General features: G+C 36.7%; 20 protein-coding genes and 1 rRNA gene. 12 read left to right on the forward strand and 9 right to left on the reverse strand.

What is annotated here, in order from left to right:
* Positions 1-71 precede the first annotated feature (71 nt).
* The 3 genes from sdhD to WKH12_RS03080 form a co-directional block, all read right to left on the reverse strand.
* Positions 72-428, reverse strand: coding sequence for a succinate dehydrogenase, hydrophobic membrane anchor protein (gene sdhD, locus WKH12_RS03070; protein ID WP_434732615.1), 357 nt, complete (start codon positions 426-428; stop codon positions 72-74).
* Complete coding sequence (gene sdhC, locus WKH12_RS03075) at positions 425-802, reverse strand: succinate dehydrogenase, cytochrome b556 subunit (protein ID WP_253309858.1); 378 nt, start codon at positions 800-802, stop codon at positions 425-427. Before sdhC ends, sdhD begins: the two co-directional genes overlap by 4 nt.
* Before the next feature lie 100 nt (positions 803-902).
* Positions 903-2,406 (reverse strand): 16S ribosomal RNA (locus WKH12_RS03080).
* Between the two features lie 153 nt (positions 2,407-2,559).
* On the opposite strand from WKH12_RS03080, the gene WKH12_RS03085 reads away from it, so the two are divergent.
* Together WKH12_RS03085 and radA are read left to right on the forward strand one after the other, a co-directional pair.
* Positions 2,560-3,174 (forward strand): hypothetical protein, encoded by a 615-nt coding sequence (locus WKH12_RS03085; RefSeq protein ID WP_253309859.1) that lies wholly within the window; start codon positions 2,560-2,562, stop codon positions 3,172-3,174.
* 1,267 nt (positions 3,175-4,441) lie between these two features.
* The gene (radA, locus tag WKH12_RS03090; RefSeq protein WP_434732616.1) at positions 4,442-5,785 is read left to right on the forward strand and encodes a DNA repair protein RadA; all 1,344 of its coding nucleotides are present in this window, start codon (positions 4,442-4,444) and stop codon (positions 5,783-5,785) included.
* On the opposite strand, the gene ftsY is transcribed toward radA, so the two are convergent.
* Positions 5,772-6,683 (reverse strand): signal recognition particle-docking protein FtsY, encoded by a 912-nt coding sequence (gene ftsY / locus WKH12_RS03095; protein ID WP_434732617.1) that lies wholly within the window; start codon positions 6,681-6,683, stop codon positions 5,772-5,774. The genes radA and ftsY overlap by 14 nt on opposite strands.
* Positions 6,684-6,886: 203 nt before the next feature.
* On the opposite strand from ftsY, the gene iscU reads away from it, so the two are divergent.
* The 4 genes from iscU to hscA are packed head-to-tail and all read left to right on the forward strand — an operon-like array spanning position 6,887 to position 9,898.
* Positions 6,887-7,279: a Fe-S cluster assembly scaffold IscU gene (iscU, locus tag WKH12_RS03100; protein WP_434732618.1), complete on the forward strand. Its 393-nt coding sequence runs from the start codon at positions 6,887-6,889 to the stop codon at positions 7,277-7,279.
* 10 nt (positions 7,280-7,289) lie between these two features.
* A complete protein-coding gene (locus WKH12_RS03105; RefSeq protein ID WP_264328899.1) occupies positions 7,290-7,694 on the forward strand; it encodes a HesB/IscA family protein in 405 nt (134 codons plus the stop codon).
* Positions 7,687-8,145 carry an iron-sulfur cluster co-chaperone HscB C-terminal domain-containing protein gene (locus WKH12_RS03110; RefSeq protein WP_434732619.1) on the forward strand — a complete coding sequence of 153 codons (459 nt, stop codon included), beginning with the start codon at positions 7,687-7,689 and terminating at the stop codon, positions 8,143-8,145. The genes WKH12_RS03105 and WKH12_RS03110 overlap by 8 nt, the downstream gene beginning before the upstream one ends.
* Positions 8,123-9,898 (forward strand): Fe-S protein assembly chaperone HscA, encoded by a 1,776-nt coding sequence (gene hscA / locus WKH12_RS03115; RefSeq protein WP_434732620.1) that lies wholly within the window; start codon positions 8,123-8,125, stop codon positions 9,896-9,898. Before WKH12_RS03110 ends, hscA begins: the two co-directional genes overlap by 23 nt.
* Before the next feature lie 3 nt (positions 9,899-9,901).
* Here hscA and lepB read toward each other — a convergent pair whose 3' ends face one another.
* Positions 9,902-10,648, reverse strand: coding sequence for a signal peptidase I (gene lepB / locus WKH12_RS03120; protein WP_434732641.1), 747 nt, complete (start codon positions 10,646-10,648; stop codon positions 9,902-9,904).
* Between the two features lie 483 nt (positions 10,649-11,131).
* On the opposite strand from lepB, the gene WKH12_RS03125 reads away from it, so the two are divergent.
* Both WKH12_RS03125 and WKH12_RS03130 read left to right on the forward strand, forming a co-directional pair.
* Entirely contained in the window at positions 11,132-12,331 is a 1,200-nt protein-coding gene (locus WKH12_RS03125) for a phosphoglycerate kinase (RefSeq protein WP_434732621.1), read from the forward strand.
* Between the two features lie 54 nt (positions 12,332-12,385).
* Complete coding sequence (locus WKH12_RS03130) at positions 12,386-13,213, forward strand: EndoU domain-containing protein (RefSeq protein WP_434732622.1); 828 nt, start codon at positions 12,386-12,388, stop codon at positions 13,211-13,213.
* A gap of 166 nt (positions 13,214-13,379) precedes the next feature.
* Here WKH12_RS03130 and WKH12_RS03135 read toward each other — a convergent pair whose 3' ends face one another.
* Positions 13,380-13,667 (reverse strand): IS66 family transposase, encoded by a 288-nt coding sequence (locus tag WKH12_RS03135; protein WP_434732001.1) that lies wholly within the window; start codon positions 13,665-13,667, stop codon positions 13,380-13,382.
* Between the two features lie 70 nt (positions 13,668-13,737).
* Between WKH12_RS03135 and tnpC (WKH12_RS03140) the strand changes: the two genes are divergently transcribed.
* A complete protein-coding gene (gene tnpC, locus WKH12_RS03140; protein WP_434732261.1) occupies positions 13,738-15,093 on the forward strand; it encodes an IS66 family transposase in 1,356 nt (451 codons plus the stop codon).
* Positions 15,094-15,125: 32 nt separating this feature from the next.
* On the opposite strand, the gene tnpC (WKH12_RS03145) is transcribed toward tnpC (WKH12_RS03140), so the two are convergent.
* Positions 15,126-16,217 (reverse strand): IS66 family transposase, encoded by a 1,092-nt coding sequence (gene tnpC, locus WKH12_RS03145; protein ID WP_434732623.1) that lies wholly within the window; start codon positions 16,215-16,217, stop codon positions 15,126-15,128.
* Between the two features lie 233 nt (positions 16,218-16,450).
* Here tnpC (WKH12_RS03145) and WKH12_RS03150 point away from each other — a divergent pair.
* Positions 16,451-17,465 (forward strand): IS630 family transposase gene (locus tag WKH12_RS03150; RefSeq protein WP_434732009.1). Its coding sequence is split into 2 segments (ribosomal slippage): positions 16,451-16,915 and positions 16,917-17,465, totalling 1,014 coding nucleotides; the frame shifts between segments, so codons are not numbered across the junction.
* Here the strand turns inward: WKH12_RS03150 and WKH12_RS03155 are convergent.
* Positions 17,460-18,350, reverse strand: a complete 891-nt coding sequence (locus WKH12_RS03155) for an FKBP-type peptidyl-prolyl cis-trans isomerase (RefSeq protein WP_434732624.1) — start codon at positions 18,348-18,350, stop codon at positions 17,460-17,462. The genes WKH12_RS03150 and WKH12_RS03155 overlap by 6 nt on opposite strands.
* Positions 18,343-19,134, reverse strand: a complete 792-nt coding sequence (locus WKH12_RS03160; RefSeq protein WP_253309222.1) for a polyprenyl synthetase family protein — start codon at positions 19,132-19,134, stop codon at positions 18,343-18,345. The genes WKH12_RS03155 and WKH12_RS03160 overlap by 8 nt, the downstream gene beginning before the upstream one ends.
* Positions 19,135-19,279: 145 nt before the next feature.
* Between WKH12_RS03160 and acpP the strand changes: the two genes are divergently transcribed.
* Entirely contained in the window at positions 19,280-19,540 is a 261-nt protein-coding gene (gene acpP, locus WKH12_RS03165) for an acyl carrier protein (RefSeq protein ID WP_341811841.1), read from the forward strand.
* Positions 19,541-19,553: 13 nt separating this feature from the next.
* Positions 19,554-20,822: a beta-ketoacyl-ACP synthase II gene (fabF, locus tag WKH12_RS03170; protein ID WP_253309221.1), complete on the forward strand. Its 1,269-nt coding sequence runs from the start codon at positions 19,554-19,556 to the stop codon at positions 20,820-20,822.
* Positions 20,823-20,868 lie beyond the last annotated feature (46 nt).

The raw sequence follows: 20,868 nt of genomic DNA on the forward strand, positions 1-20,868 counted from the left end.
TAAACCAGAATCACTATAACTTAATAATAAAATGAGTATGTTAATAATATGTTAACACAGAACCGTTGATTTTACAAGAAAATATACCTGTAGAAGATAAAGATTGTAAAAGCAAGGGTTATATAAGTAATGCTTGATAAGTACTTTATGCATGTAATTGTGAAAATCCTTAGAGATACGCTGTGTATATAATCTTCACACACTACCTGCATTCCAAGAACTGCGTGCCAAAAAATGCAAAACAACAATACAACAAAAAATAAAAGCTCTAGAGGGTGATTAATAAATTTTTCACTAAAAGACAAAGAGCTATCAGTATAAAATGCGCAAGAAAATGAATAGATAAACCAAGGAAACAGGAGCAGTAAAATTACCGCAGAAACACGCTGGACCCACCAATGATGTACTGAATTTCCAGATTGACTCATATAAACATAAATAAAAAAGCAATAGTAGAAAGAAGTAGCGTTACTGTCAGCAGTATAGCACTCCTTGAAACGCCAGTAATTTCTAAATTAAGCCCAACATCCCACAATAAATGACGAATACCATTAAGAAAATGATATACAAAACTTACAAAACATAAGACATAAGCTAATTTAGCAACAGGAGTGAATAATAATGCATTTAAGTACCTTACTATAAGTAACTCAGGAAAGTAAACATGTAATATGAAATACCAAGAAAGTATCATTAATAAAAGGAATAGCAAGATACCAGTCAATCTGTGCATAATAGAGAAAAAACTAGTAACTTGTACTTTATATATTTGTAAATGTGGAGAAAGAGGCCTATCACTCATAAAATTCCGTTATTGGGAAATTAAAATAAAGTAGAGGTAAAGACAGCAGTATAGCACATAACAACACCATCATTAAAAATGGTAAGTTATGCGCAAAGCCCAAGGAGGTAATCCAGCTGCAGATTCCTCTACTGCTACCTTGTTACGACTTCACCCCAGTCACCGATCCCACTTTAAATAACTCCCTCCTTGCGGTTAGGTCGTTAGCTTCGAGTGAAACCAATTCCCATGGCGTGACGGGCAGTGTGTACAAGACCCGAGAACGTATTCACCGTGGCATGCTGATCCACGATTACTAGCGATTCCAACTTCATGTACTCGAGTTGCAGAGTACAATCCGAACTGAGATGGCTTTTAAGGGATTAGCTTAGCCTCGCGACTTTGCAGCCCATTGTAGCCACCATTGTAGCACGTGTGTAGCCCACTCCATAAGGGCCATGATGACTTGACATCATCCCCACCTTCCTCCAGTTTATCACTGGCAGTTTCCTTAAAGTCCCCAGCATTACCTGATGGTAACTAAGGATGAGGGTTGCGCTCGTTGCGGGACTTAACCCAACATCTCACGACACGAGCTGACGACAGCCATGCAACACCTGTGTGAAACCCGGCCGAACCGACCCTATCCCTTCGAATAGGTATAATTTCCATGTCAAGGAGTGGTAAGGTTTTTCGCGTTGCATCGAATTAAACCACATGCTCCACCGCTTGTGCGGGTCCCCGTCAATTCCTTTGAGTTTTAATCTTGCGACCGTAGTCCCCAGGCGGAATGTTTAACGCGTTAGCTGTAATACAGAAAGTAAACTTCCCATATTTAACATTCATCGTTTACAGCGTGGACTACCAGGGTATCTAATCCTGTTTGCTCCCCACGCCTTCGCGCCTCAGCGTCAGATTTGAACCAGATAGACGCCTTCGCCACTGGTGTTCCTCCTAATATTTACGAATTTCACCTCTACACTAGGAATTCCTCTATCCTCTTTCAATCTCTAGGTTAGCAGTTTTAAAAGCAGTTCCAAGGTTAAGCCTCGGGATTTCACTTTTAACTTACTAACCAGCCTATGCGCCCTTTACGCCCAATAATTCCGAATAACGCTAGCCCTCTCCGTATTACCGCGGCTGCTGGCACGGAGTTAGCCAGGACTTCTTCTGTGAGTACCGTCATTATCTTCCTCACTAAAAGAGCTTTACAACCCAAAGGCCTTCTTCACTCATGCGGCATGGCTGGATCAGGCTTTCGCCCATTGTCCAATATTCCCCACTGCTGCCTCCCGTAGGAGTCTGGACCGTATCTCAGTTCCAGTGTGGCTGATCATCCTCTCAGATCAGCTATAGATCATTGCCTTGGTAGGCTATTACCCCACCAACTAGCTAATCTAATATAGGCTCATCTAATAGCAATAAATTTTTCCCCCGTAGGGCGTATACGGTATTAGTTGCCGTTTCCAACAATTATTCCGTACTACTAGGTAGATTCCTATATATTACTCACCCGTCTGCCACTAAGTTATACCATAGCAAGCTACAATATAACTCCGTTCGACTTGCATGTGTTAGGCCTGCCGCCAGCGTTCATTCTGAGCCAGGATCAAACTCTCAAATTTAGACTTCAACCTATAAAAGGTTGAGGGTACATCGGATAAATCCGACAAAAAATAATTTAGCTTAATACTGCTGTCTTTATTTCTACTTTAGAAATATTTTAATCTCCAACTATTCAAACAACTTTGAGAATATTATTATGTGATATAATCACTATGTCAATATGTTTTTGCAAATCAAAAGCATTAATGTATAAATATATAACTATTTGGAATATTACCATGAAAAAATACATCTTTCTGCTTGCACTCGCACCAATGTTAGTTGGCATCACATTATACTTATTGCGCAACATTGATAACACAAAACAATCTATAACTGCGGGTGACAAGTTTTACGAAGTATTATTCTTTAAAAAAGATAATAAGCCGCTGCTAGAAGAAATAGATTCAAATTGGGGGTATTTAGCAAATTTTGAACACGCATTCAATCATATCTCAGATTCAATGCCAACAAACACAGCATCTATTTATAATGATTTGGCAGATGATAAAGATGCTCCTAATGTTTTGCGTGAGTTAGCACAATACTTAGAGGTAATGAGCTTACTTCACTCCAACGGTGAAAAAATAAATAAAGATAAAATTGATAATTTAGAATCAAGTGCAGTGTATCCTTATTCAAGCCAAGAAGCTATCGCTGTAGTAAAGATACATAATAACGACATTAAAGGTGCAACTGAAATATTGCGTTCCCTATTAAATGACAGAAAATGCCCTATCCTAATCAAAGCTAATGCACAAGAACTACTCAGGATATATGGAAGTTAACTCATTAGACTTTTTGTATAGTTTTTGGCAACAACCGTTAGAAAAGAAAAAACTTACTTGACAAACTCCGCCAGCCCCCTTATTATGATAGTGAAGGTATTCAGTTATCTTCATCTGTGCAGATTAAACAGCAAGAAAACAACGTAGTTGGCGTCTTATTTTTAATTTTTTGCACTATGTGCACCTTATGTCTTCACAACATTTCTGGGTTTTTACCTATATAAGCTGAAACGCGCTTATAAGTCGTTTAAGACAGTATAGTACGCCAATTTGCAGGATTAGAGAGTGACAACTAGCTAACACGGGGTTTCTTTTGCCTTTTTTTCTGCTTAGTAAATTTCTTAAACATTTAAACTAAGGTGAGTTGCATTTAAAAGCAGCTAAATTGCGGTATTTAAGACTTAAAAAACGCCAATACTGAAAATAGACAATGACTAGGGCTTCTTTTGCCTTTTTTTTCGTTTGGTAAATTTCTTAACGTTTGTAGCTAAAAGAGCCCAAGAGAGGTGTCATCCCGCTGCTTGTTAGCGGGATCTATGTTAAGAGATACCGCGAATGAATCGCGGTATGACGTAGGACTGCTGTCATCCCAGTGCTTGACACTGGGATCCAGTTTTCCATATAACCTCATCGAAAACGTTGTATTTTAACGTAAAACATCTATTTTTATGCTTACCAACTTAATAAAATTCCTGGATCCCAGTGTCGGGGCACTGGGATGACAAAAAAGGGACTACTCGGATGACAAAAAAAGAGCACTGGGATGACAGGAGAAGGGGCTACTCGGATAACAAGAAAGAGGCTACTCGGATGACACCCTGACAACCGTCATCCCGCTGCTTGTTAGCGGGATCTATGTTAAGAGATACCGCGAATGAATCGCGGTATGACGTAGGACTGCTGTCATCCCAGTGCCCAGACACTGGGATCCAGTTTTCCATATAATCTCATCGAAAATGTTGTAACCACTTTCTATGCTAGTTTGCTTGCTTACAAGCAAACTTTTCTGGATCCCAGTGTCGGGGCACTGGGATGACAAAAAAGGGGCTACTCGGATGACAAAAAAAGGATGCTACTGGAATGACAGGAGAATGGGCTACTTGGATCCTAGAGGGAAGCGTTCGTGCAATTATTGTGCATGAATTTAAATGGCACAACTTATGACAATTATCTTCGCACCAAAACGTTTGTGAGACTCAGTGGTTAGATTTACTTCGCCTATTCAGCTAATTTTTATTACAATTATAACAAAATAATTTTGGCTTTGATGAAAACTGTATATGTATGTCAATCCTGTGGTCATAGCACTGGTAGGTGGGTAGGGAAGTGTATTGCATGTGACAATTGGGATACAGTTGTTGAAGAAATAGCAGTAAAAACGGGCAAAAGAAGTATATCTGCGCCAATTTTAATAAAGGCGTTATCGGGTAGCGAAATTATCACTCCAAGTCGTTTTCTAACAGGAGTAGAAGAATTAGATAGAGTTTTTGGTGGGGGTATCGTTCAAGGTGCTAGCATTCTAATTGGAGGCGAACCTGGTATTGGAAAATCTACCCTTTTGCTTAGAATTGCAGCTAATGTTATGCAACTTTCCTCTTTTGAATGTCTTTATGTATCTGGCGAGGAATCTTTAGAGCAGGTGAGCCTCAGAGCAAAGCGTCTTAAGATAAATGAACCTAAAATTAAGCTTTTATCTACAGTGTCTTTAACTGATGTAGTAGCAACAATAAAGGAAAATAAAAGTATTAAATTTTTAGTAATTGACTCTATACAAACAATGTATGATAGCAGAATTACATCGGCACCAGGAACTGTAACTCAGGTTCGTACTTGTGCCCATGAATTAACCATTCTTGCGAAACAATATGGTGTTTCTCTTTTAATAGTTGGTCATATAACTAAGGATGGGCAAATAGCTGGACCTAAAACTTTGGAGCATATGGTAGATACGGTATTATGTTTTGAAGGTGAAAATAGCAATCAATACCGTATTTTGCGTACTATTAAAAATAGATTTGGCCCTGCAAATGAAATTGGTGTTTTTGAGATGTCTGAAGCAGGACTTGTGCCTGTTGATAATCCATCATCATTGTTTCTGATGGCCCATGACAGAGAAGTAGTTGGCAGCGCCGTATTTGCAGGAATTGAAGGTTCAAGACCAATTTTAATGGAAGTTCAAGCGTTGATAGCAGGGACTAATATGGCAACCCCAAGAAGGGCAGTAGTTGGGTGGGATATTAATCGATTGGCTATGATCATCGCGGTGCTAAATGCTCGCTGTAAAATGTTTTTGCATGATAAAGAGGTATACCTAAACATTGCAGGGGGACTCAAAATACAGGAACCATCGGCTGATCTTGCTGTTGCTGCTTCCCTTATTTCAAGTGTAGTAAATTTACCGCTGCCAACTTCTTCAATAATCTGCGGTGAAGTTGCACTTTCTGGAGAAATTAGGAATGTCTCGCATGCTGATCTTAGACTAAAAGAAGCACAAAAGTTAGGATTCAAAAAAGCAATTATGCCTAAAAATGGTAATTACTCTTCTCATGATATTGAGATAATCAAGCTTGGTCACGTAAGGGAATTAAGAGAAATTTTTAATTACAATTAAATAATGCTTCAGCAAACTCTTTACTAGTAAACTCCTTTAAGTCCTCTATACTTTCACCAATTCCTATAGCATGTAACTTTACCTTATAAGCTTCTGCAAGTCCAATTACTACTCCGCCCTTAGCAGTGCCATCTAGCTTTGTTATGATTAACCCTGTAACACTAACCATCTTACTAAATGCCTCTAATTGGCTATAAGCATTTTGGCCGGTAGTTGCATCAAGAACTAAAATAACATCATGAGGGGCAGTGTCATCCAATTTCTTTATCGTTCTATATATTTTTGATAACTCCTCCATAAGGTTCACATTATTTTGCAGCCTTCCTGCTGTGTCAATTAGAACAACATCAACGTTATCTTTTATAGCTTGACTTACAGCTCTATATGCCACACTCGCAGAATCGCTACCATGCTCTCCAGTAACAATCAAGCAATCAGAACGTTCTGCCCAAATGTTTAATTGTTCACTAGCAGCAGCTCTAAATGTATCACATGCAACAAGCATAACGGACTTTCCCATCTCCTTATATTTATATGCGAGCTTACCTATAGTTGTGGTTTTACCATTACCATTTACTCCACATACCATTATTATATGTGGTTTTTTGTTTAAAATTAACGGTTGCACGACAGGGTTTAATATCGCTTCTATTTCGTTCATTAACTGCTGTGTGATAATGTTATGTTCAACTTCCTTGTCAAACTTGATGCTTGTGAGCCTGTCAATAATCAACTTGGAAGTTTTATGACCAATATCCATGCTAATTAGCAATTCTTCTAGCTCATCTAAAAGCGACTGATCTAATTTTTTTTTGCCAGAAAAAATACTTTTCACCCCGTCGCTAAAGCGAGAAGAAGTTTTTAACAAGCCTTTATAAAGGTTACTAAACAAACTCAAGGGAATACTCCTTTTTAAATTATAAACTTAATGATAACATAGAGACGCTGGTTGTAAAGAAATACACGTATTATGTGTATTTGTAAAGTTAAACAGTCGTTTTACGGGAATTTTGAAAGTAAAATACACGTAAAACGACTGTTTTCCTTTAGTTTTTAACCTAAATATGTTATAATGTAGGACAGTGGTTTATAGGTAATTTTATGAGTTATAATGAAAAAATTTTAGATCATTACGAAAATCCAAGGAATGTTGGCTCTCTGGATAAAAATGATCCAAATGTTGGTACTGGTTTAGTTGGTGCACCATCGTGCGGTGATGTAATGAAATTGCAGATAAAGGTCAATGACAAAAGTGTTATTGAAGATGCAAAATTTAAAACTTTTGGTTGTGGTTCTGCCATTGCTTCAAGTTCCTTGTTAACAGAGATGATAAAGGGAAGAACCATCAGTGACGTTACACAGATAAAGAATACTCAAATAGTGGAAGAGTTGTCTTTACCTCCAGTGAAGATACACTGCTCGGTGCTTGCTGAAGATGCTATAAAGGCTGCTATTCATGATTATCAAAGCAAACAAAGTAAAGGTGGACATTGAGAACTAAAGCATGAGTGAATATCAAGGAGTAAACGCTATAAAGAAAGATAAAAAACTTATTACTATAACTGCGAAAGCAGTAGAAAGGATAAGGTATTTATTGGACCAAAAGAAGCATACTAACCTTGAGAAACCGGAAGAAGCAATAGGAATAAGAGTGCTAATTAAACAAAAAGGATGTTCTGGTTTAAAATATGATATTGAATATGCGTATGATACTCGTCCTTTAGAGTCGATAATTGAGGAAAACTGCAGTGATGACCAAAAAGTTAAAGTGTTGATCGATCCAAAATCTGTCATGTTTATTCTTGGCTCTGAAATGGATTATGTAGAAGAAAAATTTTCATCGGGCTTTGTTTTCAAAAATCCTAATGAGAAAGGAAAATGTGGTTGTGGAGAGAGTTTTCATGTCTAGCAGCTATTTTACATTGTTTGAAATTGAACCAACTTTCAATATCAGCTTTGATGAGTTAGAGAAAAAATATATTGAGCTAAGCAGGACTGATATAAACGAAGGACAATCTAAAAATATAATTAATATTAACAAAGCTTATCAGGTGCTAAAGTCACCTCTAAAACGTGCCGAGCATTTGTTGAATCTTTTTGGTGTGGAAAGCCCAAAGGATCATCCAAATTCTGAAATATTAAATGAATCAATTGAAATAAGAGAATATTTGCTGGACTGCGATGATCTACAATTTGCAAGTAGGATGGTTGATGAAAAAATAAAAGATTGCGTTAAAAACCTAATTAACACTTTTGCTGTAAAGAATTTTGATGGAGCTGCTACACAAGTCTTAAGATTGAAATATTTATATAAGTCATTTGAGGAGTTGAAGAAAAATGCAACCAATTCAAATTTCTGAACCAAATTCAAATGAGGTAGTTTTTGGTATAGATCTTGGCACTACTCACTCTTTAATTGCTATGGTAAATAAAGCTGGCAACGTGGAGATATTTAAAGATGAGCAGGGAAGAGAGCTACTGCCTTCTGTTATTTCGTATGAAAATAATACATTGAAAACTGGCTGTGACGTCGTTCAAAATGCAATCTACTCAATAAAGCGTTTAATGGGTGAAAGTGTTGAAGAATTAAATAAAGAAGGCCTCAATTTTGAAATAGATAACGAAAGTGAAAAAGTTATTAGAGTAAAATTCTCAGAGGAAAAGTATCTTACTCCTGTTGAGATTTCTGCTGAGATATTAAAAGCTTTATGCGAGAGGGTGAAAAAGTCTACAGGAATGGAAGTAAAAAAAGCAGTGATCACTGTGCCAGCTTACTTTGACGATTCAGCACGTAACGCAACTAAATCTGCAGCAAAATTAGCTGGCATAGAAGTTCTTCGTCTCGTTAATGAACCAACTGCTGCTGCACTTTCTTACTCCATTGAAAAGAACAACAGCAGCGGAATATATGCAGTTTACGACCTTGGTGGAGGAACATTTGATATTTCAATATTGAAATTACATCAAGGAGTGTTTCAAGTCCTTGCGGTTGGTGGTGATACCAAACTCGGCGGTGATGATTTTGATCACCTACTAAGTTCAATTGTACTTGATAAGTATAGAGAAAAAGTAGGTTTAAACAAGGAGTCGACAACACACCTTAATGTCATTCCAACACATAACGCTGGAACCTGCAATATCCGTACCGCGAAAGAATACTTAAGTGAAAATGTATCAGGCACTTTTGGCTTTAACATTAACGGCAAGCCATTTGAATGTGAAATAACTAGAGAGAAGTTCGAACAGGCAATAAGTCCTTTAGTTAATAAGACTATCAATATAGTCACTCGTACTATAAGTGATATAGATCTTAAAATTGATGATATAAAAGGAGTAATTTTAGTTGGTGGTGCAACTAGAACACCATTGGTTCAAAATTCACTAGTCAAGCTCTTTGGAAATAAAGTACTGAATGACGTGGATCCGGATAAAGCAGTTGCCATTGGGGCAGCCCTGCAGGCTCACGATTTAACTTCGAGCTCAAAAGATAGGAATATTCTCCTGGATGTTCTACCTTTATCACTTGGCATAGAAACTATGGGAGGCATAGTTGAAAAAATCATACCAAGAAATACACCACTACCAGTTTCAGAGATAAAAGAGTTTACAACTTATGTTGATGGGCAACCAGCAATGAAAATTCACGTTTGTCAGGGAGAACGTGAAATGATAGAGGATAACAAATCTCTAGCGCAGTTTGAACTAAAAGGTATACCACCACTACCTGCAGGTTCTGCAAGAGTTGAAATAGAATTTACAGTTAACGTTGACGGAATCTTGACTGTTACTGCAAGAGAAAAAGCTACTGGAATTGAGCAGACAGTTGAAGTAAATTCAAATTTTGGCTTGAGTGAAGCTGATGTTCAAAATATGGTTAACCAGTCAATAAACAGCTTTGATGAAGATATGAAGGCTCGTTCCCTTGCAGAGGCTAAAATTAACGGTAACAAGCTCATACATCTAGTTGAAAATGTTTCCACTGATCAAAAGTTGAAAAACCTATTACAAAACGCAAAAAACGCTTTACAAGGCAATGACTTGAATGAAATTAACAACGCTATCGCCGAGTTAGAAAATTCTTCTTTAGAGTTGTGTGAATTAACAGATAGGTAGAGTTTACACAACTTTATGCAATATCCTGTCAAATCTCAGAGCAACAGGTAACCTGAAATTAAATGGTAACCAATCGACCTTCCCCAATTTAAACGATAAACCAACTATACTTACACGCCCAATGATATTTTCCATTGGTACAAAACCAACTTCAGGAAACCTGCTATCCAAAGAATTATTTCTATTGTCTCCCATAACAAAAAATTGATCGTTAGGTACATAATAAACCGTAGTGTTATATGATAGCTTATTAGAAATGTTATCTACCAAAACCTCATGCTCCTTGCCACTTAAAAGCGTTTCTATATATCTTGGTATGTTACGATTTGACTCATAATCAAAAAAACTTTCAATTTGCCTTCGCTCTACTTTCTGATCATTTAGGTATAATTCTCCCTCTATCATTTGCACTTTGTCACCTGGTGTTCCTATTACTCGCTTAACAAACCTGATGCTGTCATTTCTTGTGGGTTTGAAAACTACTATGTCGCCACGCTTTGGAGGGGTATAAAAAATCCTGCCGCTAAAAATGTTTGGAGAAAATGGAAATGAGTGTTTACTGTAACCGTATGAATATTTACTAATAAAAATGTAATCCCCTTCAAGTAGGGTGCTTTTCATTGAACCAGAAGGTATATGAAATGGCTCGAATAAAAAACTACGTATTGATAGCGCAATCAACAGTAAAAAAAACAATGAAGATAAAAATCTTCCCGTTCTTATCACCCAGTTTTTGCTTAGTTCTTCCAACTTTTCCAACTTTGTTTTTCTTATAGATTAAGCTTATTATAATACATAAATTAAAAAATGGTAATATGAAATTTTACTTGTGAATGTTATTCCTCTATTCAAAACAATTTTGAAAAGGCGGTTCATTTCTTTCAACGGTGTCATCCAAGTAGCGTGACACATAACTGTACGAACATTGCAATTTGCAGGTGGCAGATGAAAGTAGCTGACACTGAGATCCAGAAAAAAGAATGGTGTCATCCAAGTAGCTGACACTGGTTCCTGCAATCTCATCGAAAACGTTGTAACCACTTTCTATGCTAATTTGCTTGTAAGCAACCTGGATCCCAGTGTCGGCTACTTGGATGACACCATTATAGAGTGAACCAGTGTCAGCTACTTTCATGACACCATCTGGATGCAAATTTCCTTAAACGTTCGTAAACTTAAAACTTTACTTTAGGTCAAACTGCTGTATAGTGGCTTTATAGCTTTAGTTTTACAATGAATATACCTAGTATAGAAAATTGTGATCTTCACAATAAAACCGTCTTACTCAGAGTTGACTTCAATGTTCCTATAAAAGATGGAGAAATTCGTGACGTCACTCGTATTTTGAGAGCATTGCCTACTATTGAGTATTTAGTGAATGCAAGTGCAAAGATTATTATTATATCGCATTTCGGACGCCCAAAGGCCAGAGACAATAATCTGTCGCTAAAAAATGTAATTGACACTTTATCGCAGTTACTAAATAAAAAAGTGAAATTCATTGATGATTGCGTTGGTGAAAAAGTGCAAAAAGCAGTGAGTGCTATGGATGCAAGAGATATAATATTACTAGAGAATCTAAGATTTTATAAAGAGGAAGAGCAGAGTGACTCAAATTTTGCCAAACAACTAGCATCTCTAGCGGATATATATGTAAATGATGCATTTTCTTGCTCTCACAGAGCTCACGCTTCTATTTCACGCATTACAGAGTTTTTACCTTCCTACGCGGGATTTTGCTTACAAGATGAGCTAAAGTATCTTGAAAAAGCTGTATCGTTTAAAGCTAAACCTATTACTGCGATAGTTGGGGGAGCCAAAATGTCAACTAAGATAAAAATGCTTATAAAGCTAACAGAAAAGGTTGATTACCTAGTTCTCGGAGGTGCAATTGCTAATAATTTTTTGTTATTTAGCAAAGTAAATATAGGAAAATCTTTCTTTCAAAATGGTGTTGACGACCTTCTACATAATATTGTTGAAACAGCAAATAAAAACAATTGCAAAATAGTTGTGCCAGAAGACGTTCTGGTTGCAGTAAACTCTGATTACAGCACTAGTATTTCAAGAAGAACTGAGTCCATTTTGGACGGTGATATAATTTTGGATATCGGACCACAAACTTTGAGTACAATAAGCAGTATAATAGCAAGCAGTAAGACTCTGCTGTGGAATGGACCTATTGGTGTTTTTGAACATTCAGCTTTTGCAAGTGGTACAATAGGGGTAATGAAAGTCGTAAGTGACTTAACGCACAAAGGAAAGTTAACCAGCATAATAGGGGGAGGTGATAGTCTATCTGCAATAAGCGCTGCAGGCCTTACCGATAAGGATTTTACATATGTTTCCACTGGTGGAGGAGCGTTTTTAAGTTGGCTGGGTGGTGATGAAATGCCGGGAGTTGCTGCTCTGCAAAAATGCACTCAACATTAGATTAAAACTTTTTTAAATTGTTTCTTATAAGCTAGCTTTTTTGTGAACGTGATTATGTCGAAGACAGTTAAACTAATTTTGTGTTTAATAATACCAATAATAGGATTTATTTTTTATATTAGGGATCATTATTTTCACACCAGTTATGTAGAAGAAAATGTTAAGGTCAATTTTGAACCATTTTTCAGTTCACAACCAGGTTATATACCACCGTTTCCAGAATTAACTGACTTCGATAGAGGAGTGTTGAAAGTTTGTGAAGATTGGGGAGCACATCCAGATAAAGAAGATTTCAAAATTTTACTTAGTTGTCCGCAGCATCAAGAAGTAGTGAAAGGAATATATGATAAGCTTGATCATCAAGTGATTACGCCAGATGCGGATTTGGAGTTATTTAAAGATGAACTGGCTAACATTTGGTTTACAAATAGTGAAAGTGAAAAAGAAACTATAGGGTTTGGACATATTTTTTGTGGTGAGCCAAACGATAAATTAGGTGGTATGCATTTTGTAGGTAGATATGTTGAAGCTCAAGAAGATAAATGGGCAGGTGCAATTTGGAATGATAAGTCCCTATGCAATAAATCAGATATTAAGCCACCAGTTTATACATTTGGAATGAAATATTTGGGTAAGGATGGGGAAGTGAAAGTTAAATGCCCAAATGGATACGCATATAACCTTCATGCCGATGATATTTTAATTTCTGCAACTAAGGCGTTCAAGGAATTAGGAAAAGATGGAATGTGCCTATATGAAATGGAAGATGACAATTATCAATCAGTGTTTGTAAGAAAGAATGATGCTATACTCACGTTCTATCCCGACTTAACACCAAAATGTGATGATAAGAGTACTAATTGTAGTTGCAATAAATCTTAATTTCAAAACCAATAGGGTGAACAAATGATAAAAATGTTATAGCCAATTTATGCTGACCCAAGCAACACCCGCGGTATCTCATCCGCTAACTAATAGCGGAATGACGGTTTTTCAAATTGTCGGTTTATACGTAACCGTTCACGGATTGTGAGAATGAATTAAAGAACTAAGCAGTGACAGCTACTAGATTCTGTAGCTTTTGAAAGGGGTTCTGGCCATTTAGACGTGATGTCAAAAATATCGACAACATTCTTTCCACGAATCTTTCTCCACGTTCTGACCAGGTGAAAAAGCTGTTTTTACGATAAATTACGTACCGTCTAATTTGCCGTTCTGCAAGGTTATTAGTTGTTTCTATCACTTCAGGTTTTCTTAAAAACTTCCACATCATATCCTCAGATCGTAACATCTTAGCGGCCATTCTTGAAGCTTGAGTGCTATTGTAACCGTTCACGGAGATAAGGTGGTTTACAAAGTAAGTATAAAAGTGTAAAGAGATAGGAAGCTAAATATGGAATGGGTAAATGACAACAGTGCTGCAAGAAAAGGTTGTAGCAGAAAACGCTAATCTCAAGGAAGAAATAAAAGCACTGATCAGAGAAAATGATAGCTTGAAAGCAAAAATAGTTGAATTAGAAGACAAATTGGGCTTAAATTCGCAAAATTCATCGCTGCCACCATCACGAGATATATATCGTAAGAAAGCAAAAAAGAAAAGTGATAAAAAACCAGGAGGTCAGCCAGGACATAAGGTGCATAAGCGTGAATTAATGGCTGCAGACGAGGTAGTGAGATGCACAATTGATACAATTTGTATGTGTGGAGGTAAGATTACTTTAGAAGATGAAATTATTCATCAGAAGGCAGAGTTGCCAGAAATTAAGCCAATTGTAACTGAGTACAGGTTGCAAAGAGGAGATTGTAGAGTATGTAATAAAAGAATTACAGCAAATTTACCCGAAGGTGTTGCAAGAGATTTTCTAGGACCCAATGCTAAAACAGTTATAAGCAGCCTTAGCGGCTTTTTTATTAACTCAAAAAGAGAGGTACAGCAAATTTTGGGCAGTATTTTTAATCTAAATATAAGCCTTGGTTTAGTCTCAAATACTGAACGCAGGGTATCGAAGAAGTGTGCATCTGAATATGAGAAAATGAAGGAAGAGTTGCAAGGAAGCGAGTATTTGCATATAGACGAAACAGGGCACAGAAATCAAGGAAAGAGAGGCTGGAGTTGGGTAATAACAAACAAAGCGTTGACACTTCTGAAGGTAAGCGAGTCTCGTGGTAAGAAGGTGTTGAAGAGTTTACTGCCAGAATATGATGGTATATTTGTGAGCGATAGATACGCTGTATACAATTACTTCAATCGTGAAAATAGACAGATATGTTGGGCACATCTGGCAAGAGATTTTGAGAGATTTGCCCATAGTAAAAATGTTGAAGTGAGCAAAATTGGCCAAGCACTAAAATCGCTCAGCAATAAGGTGTTTGTAGTAGATAAGGCAAAAAAACAAAATTTGATAGATAATTTGAGATTTTATCGACTGGTGCGAAAAATTCGGAAAAGGGTAAAACATTTTTTACGTAAAATGACGAGGGTTGCAAATAGTACTCAAGCTTCAAGAATGGCCGCTAAGATGTTACGATCTGAGGATATGATGTGGAAGTTTTTAAGAAAACCTGAAGTGATAGAAACAACTAATAACCTTGCAGAACGGCAAATTAGACGGTACGTAATTTATCGTAAAAACAGCTTTTTCACCTGGTCAGAACGTGGAGAAAGATTCGTGGAAAGAATGTTGTCGATATTTTTGACATCACGTCTAAATGGCCAGAACCCCTTTCAAAAGCTACAGAATCTAGTAGCTGTCACTGCTTAGTTCTTTAATTCATTCTCACAATCCGTGAACGGTTACGTGCTATTTGCAACCCTCGTCATTTTACGTAAAAAATGTTTTACCCTTTTCCGAATTTTTCCCACCAGTCGATAAAATCTCAAATTATCTATCAAATTTTGTTTTTTTGCCTTATCTACTACAAACACCTTATTGCTGAGCGATTTTAGTGCTTGGCCAATTTTGCTCACTTCAACATTTTTACTATGGGCAAATCTCTCAAAATCTCTTGCCAGATGTGCCCAACATATCTGTCTATTTTCACGATTGAAGTAATTGTATACAGCGTATCTATCGCTCACAAATATACCATCATATTCTGGCAGTAAACTCTTCAACACCTTCTTACCACGAGACTCGCTTACCTTCAGAAGTGTCAACGCTTTGTTTGTTATTACCCAACTCCAGCCTCTCTTTCCTTGATTTCTGTGCCCTGTTTCGTCTATATGCAAATACTCGCTTCCTTGCAACTCTTCCTTCATTTTCTCATATTCAGATGCACACTTCTTCGATACCCTGCGTTCAGTATTTGAGACTAAACCAAGGCTTATATTTAGATTAAAAATACTGCCCAAAATTTGCTGTACCTCTCTTTTTGAGTTAATAAAAAAGCCGCTAAGGCTGCTTATAACTGTTTTAGCATTGGGTCCTAGAAAATCTCTTGCAACACCTTCGGGTAAATTTGCTGTAATTCTTTTATTACATACTCTACAATCTCCTCTTTGCAACCTGTACTCAGTTACAATTGGCTTAATTTCTGGCAACTCTGCCTTCTGATGAATAATTTCATCTTCTAAAGTAATCTTACCTCCACACATACAAATTGTATCAATTGTGCATCTCACTACCTCGTCTGCAGCCATTAATTCACGCTTATGCACCTTATGTCCTGGCTGACCTCCTGGTTTTTTATCACTTTTCTTTTTTGCTTTCTTACGATATATATCTCGTGATGGTGGCAGCGATGAATTTTGCGAATTTAAGCCCAATTTGTCTTCTAATTCAACTATTTTTGCTTTCAAGCTATCATTTTCTCTGATCAGTGCTTTTATTTCTTCCTTGAGATTAGCGTTTTCTGCTACAACCTTTTCTTGCAGCACTGTTGTCATTTACCCATTCCATATTTAGCTTCCTATCTCTTTACACTTTTATACTTACTTTGTAAACCACCTTATCTCCGTGAACGGTTACAAAATTTCAGCTATATTCTTTAGGCTGTTTTTCAACAGTAGAATGGTGTGCTGCGACCTCTTGCTTAATATCTAATACCAATTCCTAAAAATAAATAGAGGAATAAAGAAAAATTTCTAAAATAGAATAATTTAAGAATTAGTGGGGAGTTATGGCAGGAAAAAGTAAAGCAATAGGAGAAGAATTATATAATAAGTGTAACCTGGAATTAAAGAAGCACGGCATAAGAGGAGAGATAGGAAGAAGATTACAGGCAATAATATCTGCAAAAGAATATGGAATAACAAAAGTTGCTCAAATATACCGAATTACTAGAACTACATTGATGAAGTGGATTACAAGATTTAAGGAAGGAGGAGTCAATGCGTTTAAAATACAACCAGGACGTGGAGTAAAGCCGAAGTTGAGCTACAAGCAGCAAGAAGAAATTAAAAATGTCATAGCAGAAGAAGGAGCCAACCTAACGGCTAAGAAATTAAAAATCATAATTGAGAAAATGTTTTCTATTGAGGTAAGTAAGTCTACAGCACATAGACTGATGCAAAAGTTAGGTTTTTCGTATATTACTCCAAGGCCTGTGCACAATAAACAGGATAAAAATAAACAAGAAGAGTTTAAAAAAAAATCTTAATGAAACTATTGTCACGTATCCCGAAAAAGAGCTATTTTTCTTCGATGAGTCGCGGTTTGGCACACATTCAAAGATTGGACACGGGTGGTTTAAAAAAGGCATTAGGACACAGGTTAAGGTAAAATTAGGTAGGCAAAACTTTTATCTCTATAGTGCAGTTAATCCTAGAAATCGAGAGAGTTCTAGCTTATTCGTACCAAACGTCAATACTGATTGTATGAATATATTCCTTGAGCAGATGTCACAATATTTAGGAACAAGGGAGGCATTTCTTGTTGTGGATTGTGCAGGATGGCATAGATCCAAAGGTTTAAAAATACCACAAAATATTACCTTAATCTATTTACCTCCATATTCACCAGAGTTAAATCCAGTAGAGCGTTTATGGCAATATTTGAAAGACAATCTCATTAAAAATAGAATATATGACTCTGTTAGTTTATTGGAGGATACTGTATGTGCATTCATTCGTAATATTACGGAAAGTTCGATCAAAACCATTTGTTCTGTGAGTTATTTGCCTACTTATTTATGAGATTTGGTATAAGCTTAAGTCAATTATTGAGATATTTTCTTCATCATAATCTATGTCTTTTATTAACATATCGTCAGTAATAGTCAAAAGGTCAGGCGGAGAAAGAATAGTTCTTTTATTACCAGCTCTCATTCCCACAACTCCAAGCTCTATAGCAAGTGGTATTTTTTTATCGCCAACCCTAAATTGCACTGTTTGATCTTTGACTATATATTCCCCATTATGCTCCTTTACGCTATATTTAACTGATATCTCATCACCGCACCTTACTTGTTTTCCAGTCTTGTTAATTAAGTCATTAAAAACCATCAGATTATTCACTGAGTCGGGATATTTATCCTTTACTTCGATCAGTTTGACGTAATAAGAATTAAAATTCATTTTGTTATCATTGGCAATAGTAACTACACGCTCTCCGCCTTCTTTCATACCTATCACCCCTAAACCCACTTCTTTTAGGTCATCTTGACCTATTTTCAAAGTAACATCAGAAACTTTGCTAGGGAGTGTTGCTGAGTTATTATTAGAAATTTTATATATTTGCAATAGGACTTCCATGCCACAGAAAGCCTTGCTGCCACTGCCTTCAGTAATTTCATAAAAATTTATCGAATCTTCTTCCTTTTGCTGCGTCATTTCTTCTAAATATTCTGTTAGCCCATGCTTTTCAATATAGCGGTCGAGTGCTGATTCAAGTATTGGCTTCACTAGATAATGTGCTATTGTCTGTATCAAACCACCATGCGTGGCACTTATCTCATAAAGCTTGTCCTTTTTTCCCGGTTTACCTTTGTTTATATAGACAATAGTAAACATAAAAGCAGAGGTTAAAGTGAGAATCATTACTATGGAAATAAGCATTTGTAATATAATTTTTCTAACCATCTTTCTTTACTTGATTCAATAAATCATATAAATAATTAGTATCCCCTGAAAGCGCACTCAAATTATCTAAGCCTTGTTTAAAGAGGGCGTCTATATAGTCCTCTACTTCACTTTTACCAAGTACAGACATTAGATTATTTGTTTTATCTTGTTCGTAATCTTCAATATCATCCTTAGCTTGAAAGATAAGCCCTAGGTTTATCCCGTAGTTATATAACGCTTTACGTTGCTTATCTGTAGCATTCCCTATTATAGCACCTATTTCACATGAAGCTGCAAATAGTTTTGCGGTTTTCATCAAATGAATTTCTTTTATTTTGTTAAAATCTGCACCAATATCTAAAATCTGTCCTCCTACCATTCCCCTAATTCCTATTGCCTGAGAAAGAACTTTCATGATTTCACAGCATTTCTCATTTAACGAAGATAATACCTCAAAAGCCAGAGTAAGTAGTGCATCTCCGGCAAGCACTGCTGTTGCTTCATCAAATTTTTTATGGCAGCTTAGCTGGCTTCTGCGAGTATCACTGTTGTCCATGCACGGTAAATCATCGTGAATTAGAGAGTAAGCATGAACAAATTCAATTGCTGCAGCAACTGATATTACTTTTTTAGCTTCCGCGTTAAACACTCGCGATGAAGCTACGACTAAAAAGGAGCGTATATGTTTTGCAGGAGCAAGGAGTATATAACGCATAGCTGATATAAGCTTATTCTCGCTATTTTCTGGTAAAAGTTTATTTACTTCTACAATAAGCAAATTTTTTGTTGTTTCGTCTAGCATTTTTGAATTGTTAATTGTTTAGCACGTAACGCTAGCCAGCTAGGGCAGTAGAAAACTTTGCTGTAGTTTACCAGTTATAAAAGATATTGCAAACATAAAAATTTTTTATAACATCAAAGAATAGGTTATTTTTTTGGTAAGAAATGTGAATAGCGAACTAGCAAAGAGCACTAGAGAAGACATAGAAGAGAAAGTGAAAAAGATTATACTAGAGCACATTAGTAAGGATGTAGAGAAATTCAACAGCTCTTCAAAGCTTTCGGAGCATGGTGCAGACAGTTTAGATGCAGTTGAAATCATCATGGCAGCAGAAGAAGAGTTCGGAATAGAAATTCCAGATGAAGACGCACAAAAAATGGAAACTATGGAGCAAATAGTTGAGTACATTAATAGTAAAAAAGGCTAATAGTTAGTGTTAAATGAGCAGAAGAGTAGTAGTCACTGGTGTTGGTTTAATCACTCCACTAGCGGCAGATGTTGACAACACTTGGTCAAGGCTGATAAAAGGCGAGTCTGGCATAAAAGCAATCAATACAGATAGATTTGACTCTTCTGATCTTGCTTGCAAGGTTGCAGGGCAGGTGCCTGTGCAATCCGATAACATTGAGAATTACTTTAATCCTGTAGGTTATATTTTTGAAAAAGATCTAAAAAGAACGGATCGTTTTATTCATTACGGCATTGCAGCAGCGATTCAAGCTGTGGAAGATTCATCTTTAGAAGATTCAAAAGTAGATAGAGAACGTGTTGGCGTAACTATTGGCTCTGGTATAGGTGGTCTTCCGTCAATTCAGGAAAATGTTATTACCATGCAGGAAAAAGGGCCCAGACGTGTCAGTCCATTTTTTGTCCCTGCAAGTCTAATAAATTTGATATCTGGCCATATTTCTATTAAATACGAATTTACAGGTCCAAACGATTCAGCAGTAACCGCATGTGCAACAGGTGCGCATGCAATCATAAATTCAGCAAGAACTATAAAACTTGGTGAAGCGGATATTATGATTGCAGGTGGAGCAGAAAGTGCACTGTGTAGAGTTGGAATTGCAGGTTTTGCGTCTATGAAGGCATTATCAACTAAATTCAATGATAAACCGGAAGAAGCTTCAAGGCCATGGGATGCAGAACGCGATGGTTTTGTTATGGGTGAAGGAGCAGGTATATTGGTGCTGGAGGAATACGAACATGCAAAAAAAAGGGGGGCAAAAATACATGCTGAACTGGTTGGGTACGGACTCACAGGAGATGCGCACCACATTACAGCACCACATCCAGAAGGAAGAGGCGCATTTAAGGCAATGCAGCTTGCCTTAAAAAGTGCGCAAATTAATCCAAATCAAGTAGGATATATCAATGCACATGGAACTTCAACGCCACTTGGAGATAAAATTGAAGTAATAGCAATGAAACAGTTATTTGGTGACTACGTTTATAAAATACCTGTTTCTTCAACTAAATCTTCTATAGGACATTTACTTGGTGCTGCAGGGAGCGTTGAAGCAATATTCAGTATTCTTGCGTTAAATAATGGAATTATTCCGCCAACCTTAAATTTACATAAACCTTCAGAAGGATGTGATTTAAATTTTGTACCGTTTAAAGCTCAGGAGCATAAAATTCAATATGCACTTTCTAATTCGTTTGGTTTTGGTGGCACTAATGCATCGCTCATCTTTGGACAAGTGTAATCAATTTTGCTGCTAAATAGCTAAAATGTACGAACATTATGATCTG

It is taken from the genome of Wolbachia endosymbiont of Zygogramma bicolorata, assembly GCF_051130665.1.
Classification (GTDB): Bacteria; Pseudomonadota; Alphaproteobacteria; order Rickettsiales; family Anaplasmataceae; genus Wolbachia.

Bases quoted from the DNA above. Each gene is read 5' to 3' on its own strand.
- sdhC (WP_253309858.1), bottom strand. From the start codon at position 802: ATGAGTGATAGGCCTCTTTCTCCACATTTACAAATATATAAAGTACAA.
- WKH12_RS03125 (WP_434732621.1), top strand. From the start codon at position 11,132: ATGAATATACCTAGTATAGAAAATTGTGATCTTCACAATAAAACCGTC.
- radA (WP_434732616.1), top strand. From the start codon at position 4,442: ATGAAAACTGTATATGTATGTCAATCCTGTGGTCATAGCACTGGTAGG.
- WKH12_RS03155 (WP_434732624.1), bottom strand. From the start codon at position 18,350: ATGGTTAGAAAAATTATATTACAAATGCTTATTTCCATAGTAATGATT.
- sdhD (WP_434732615.1), bottom strand. From the start codon at position 428: ATGAGTCAATCTGGAAATTCAGTACATCATTGGTGGGTCCAGCGTGTT.
- WKH12_RS03110 (WP_434732619.1), top strand. From the start codon at position 7,687: ATGTCTAGCAGCTATTTTACATTGTTTGAAATTGAACCAACTTTCAAT.
- WKH12_RS03130 (WP_434732622.1), top strand. From the start codon at position 12,386: ATGTCGAAGACAGTTAAACTAATTTTGTGTTTAATAATACCAATAATA.
- tnpC (WP_434732261.1), top strand. From the start codon at position 13,738: ATGACAACAGTGCTGCAAGAAAAGGTTGTAGCAGAAAACGCTAATCTC.
- WKH12_RS03085 (WP_253309859.1), top strand. From the start codon at position 2,560: ATGTCAATATGTTTTTGCAAATCAAAAGCATTAATGTATAAATATATA.
- tnpC (WP_434732623.1), bottom strand. From the start codon at position 16,217: ATGACAACAGTGCTGCAAGAAAAGGTTGTAGCAGAAAACGCTAATCTC.
- WKH12_RS03160 (WP_253309222.1), bottom strand. From the start codon at position 19,134: ATGCTAGACGAAACAACAAAAAATTTGCTTATTGTAGAAGTAAATAAA.
- WKH12_RS03105 (WP_264328899.1), top strand. From the start codon at position 7,290: ATGAGTGAATATCAAGGAGTAAACGCTATAAAGAAAGATAAAAAACTT.
- hscA (WP_434732620.1), top strand. From the start codon at position 8,123: ATGCAACCAATTCAAATTTCTGAACCAAATTCAAATGAGGTAGTTTTT.
- fabF (WP_253309221.1), top strand. From the start codon at position 19,554: ATGAGCAGAAGAGTAGTAGTCACTGGTGTTGGTTTAATCACTCCACTA.
- iscU (WP_434732618.1), top strand. From the start codon at position 6,887: ATGAGTTATAATGAAAAAATTTTAGATCATTACGAAAATCCAAGGAAT.